Source organism: Limnospira sp. PMC 289.06, assembly GCF_032350395.1.
Classification (GTDB): Bacteria; Cyanobacteriota; Cyanobacteriia; order Cyanobacteriales; family Microcoleaceae; genus Limnospira; species Limnospira platensis.
Map to the genome: position 1 here is coordinate 9,233 of NZ_JARPLC010000133.1, position 2,739 is coordinate 11,971.

At 51.6% G+C, this 2,739-nt stretch carries 2 protein-coding genes; one reads left to right on the forward strand and one right to left on the reverse strand.

All coding sequences use genetic code 11. The features are described 5' to 3' along the window. Positions 1-244: 244 nt before the first annotated feature. Positions 245-427, forward strand: a complete 183-nt coding sequence (locus P5674_RS20090; protein ID WP_006617709.1) for a hypothetical protein — start codon at positions 245-247, stop codon at positions 425-427. Between the two features lie 246 nt (positions 428-673). On the opposite strand, the gene P5674_RS20095 is transcribed toward P5674_RS20090, so the two are convergent. Next, positions 674-2,739 (reverse strand): CHAT domain-containing tetratricopeptide repeat protein (locus P5674_RS20095; RefSeq protein ID WP_315670224.1); only part of this gene is annotated, 2,066 nt, incomplete at its 5' end.

A 2,739-nucleotide genomic window follows, 5' to 3' on the forward strand; every position in this document is an offset into this window, starting at 1 on the left:
CCGCTGCTGCTGAGATTATCCCACATTATCGTAGGGTGCGATCGCCTTTCCGACACCCTTCTTAATCAGGGGGAATTGTTACTGATTAAGGCTTGACTTTTTCCCATATTTGACATATCATAACAGCATGGGAGAATGTGCGGGCATATATATAGCCCCTATCGTGGTCAAGAAACCGGGTTTCTCAACCTCAGCCAAGAATATCGGAGATAAACTCATGGAACCGGAATAGGATCTTTCCCAAATGAAAAGGAGACCAAATCCTTTTGCCAAGCCCTTAACAAAACAAGTCACAATTTCTCTGGGAATTGATGTGATCGAATATTTTCAAAATATGGCTCAAAAAGAAGGGGTATCTTATCAGGAACTCATTAATCTTTACCTCCAAGATTGCGTCACTTCTCAACGCCAATTATCTGTCAATTAGTTCGATTATAGCGGTTCGGTGGATTGGTGAGGTACTTTTCAAAGCCCCTCTCCCTCTTTGGGAGAGGGGTTTGGGGTGAGGGCTTTACCTTATGAATATGAAAAACGCTATAGATAAACTGGGTGAGTCAGAAATCCGGTTTCTCAACATCTCTCGTAGGGAGAAAAAAACCATTTCTAATGATTTCTCAAATCCGGTAATCCCCTCTCCCGTTTAAGGACAGAGGTTGTGGGTGAGGGTCAATCTTTACCCCAGGCCGTAACAGCCCAACGCCCCCCAATGCACCGGATGCTCAAACGGACAACCTTTGTCGTTGGCATACATTTTAACCGCTCTTTCCGCACCCGATACACCCATGAGGAGTGGCTCGTGATTAACGTGATTAGCCAGTCGATTCTTCTCAGCTTTCAGATGATTTTCCACCGGCTTTTTATACTGTTCCTTAAACTCCGCCCCCGTCATTTGGCGCATTTTTTGCTGTGCCGCTTGCAAAGCCCGAACCCGGTTTAACCCCCCTTGGCGCTGTTCATGATAGAGAATCGATAACAGCGCCGCCGAACAGTCGTAAATCGACCACTGACTGGCAATGAGACCCCGCGCCCCCGCACAGAGAAATCCCGTACTTAATGCCACAGGTTCATCAATGGCACTACTCGGCGAAAATAGCCCCGTTTCGCAACAGGAGAGAAACACCTCGTCTAGTTTCGGGAAACGCCAACCCGGAGAAAACAGTTGGCTGACGCTGATAGTGCCGTCACTCAATTTTAATCCCGACTCCTGAGAATTGTCAAAGCGACTTTGGGCGTGGTGGGTGCTGACCAGGCGGTTAACTTGTGCCAGTAATTGCCGGTAGTTTTGGCGGGTGGCTGCGGCACCAATCAGGCGACGTTGGGGGTCAATTTTGAACAATTCCGCCACCTTTGACCCCTCGAAACCGCTAAAGGGTAGGTCATCGGTGGCATTTTCTGCGGTGCCATAATCGCTCATGGAGACCGGACCCCGATGGTGACAGAAGCCCAGAACTTGCAGACTGGGGGCGTATCGGAGCAGGAATTTATCGCCCAGATAACCCTCACCCCCAGCCCCTCTCCCAGTGGGCGAGGAGAGATTGATGGGTAACGCCACAAAGGGGATTTGATGGAGAAACAGATGGGGAACAATCACTAATTCCTCCATGTCTTGGAGGTGTTCGGTGATCAGGCGGTTAAGTTGCAGGCGGTGGGCAATTTCCGCCAGGGCGTCCGGCATTTGTTCCCGCCACTGGGTTTTATCGCTGAGGTAGGGCTTCATCCAAGTTTCTCTTAACCACTGTTGTAGGGTTTTGTAGCCCTGTCCTTGGCAGGTGAAACAATGGGGTTGGGACTCTCCGGGTCGCAGGATGAAAATATGGGTGTCGTCGTCGGTGGTATAGAAGTTGAGAATTGCGGTTTTTTTCGAGAGTAGGGGTTGAAAGTCCGAGAGTTTGGGGGGTTGAACCTGTCGCAGTTTGGCGACCACTTCATCAACGCCACCAATTTGGTCGAGGATGTCTTGTTTTTGGCGTTCGATTTCGGCAATGTCAGCGGAGACGGCGGTGGCGGCGCGGAGTTGGCGGGTTTTGAGTCCGTCGGGTTTCGTTTCCCCGGAGTCGTCTTGAAATTCCTGGCGTTTTTGGGCAATTTGGTCATCGAGGCGATCGAGTTGTTGTAGCCACTCCTGCACCTGGGGGGGAATATTGCCGTCGGCGTAAAGGTCAGCAGTTGCCATCAAGTCTACCAGACGTTTCGCCCTCACCCGTTCCACAATTTCCAGGGCGGTGGGGATGTCGTCGAGGTTGATGGCAGCTTGGATGGCATTTTCATAGACATAAATCGACTCCTGGATAATCTGCTGGCGGCGACTTTCACTGAGCGCCCCACGGCGAGATTGCTCAATGGCTGCAATGGCAGTCTGATACTGGTTTAAGGCTTGTTGCCAATGCCCTTGATTAAATTCCAGGTTTGCCCAATTGCGAGCGGTTGTCAGGCAATCTAAGGGGGCGGTGTCGGGCTTCCAGACCGTGAGGGCATTGTTGTAGCAGTCGATAGCCTGTTGCAGGTTGGCAGCGCGATCGCCTGTGGGGAGGTTTTTGTAGGCATTACCCAGGTTGTTTTGGGTCCCCGCCCAATCTAAGGGGGCGGTGTCGGGCTTCCAGACCGTGAGGGCATCTTCGTAGCATTTGATAGCCTGTTGCAGGTTGGCAGCGCGATCGCCTGTGGGGAGGTCAGAGTAGGCATTACCCAGGTTGTTTTGGGTCCCCGCCCATTCTAAGGGGGCGGTGTCCGGCTTCCTGT

Bases quoted from the DNA above. Each gene is read 5' to 3' on its own strand.
- P5674_RS20090 (WP_006617709.1), top strand. From the start codon at position 245: ATGAAAAGGAGACCAAATCCTTTTGCCAAGCCCTTAACAAAACAAGTC.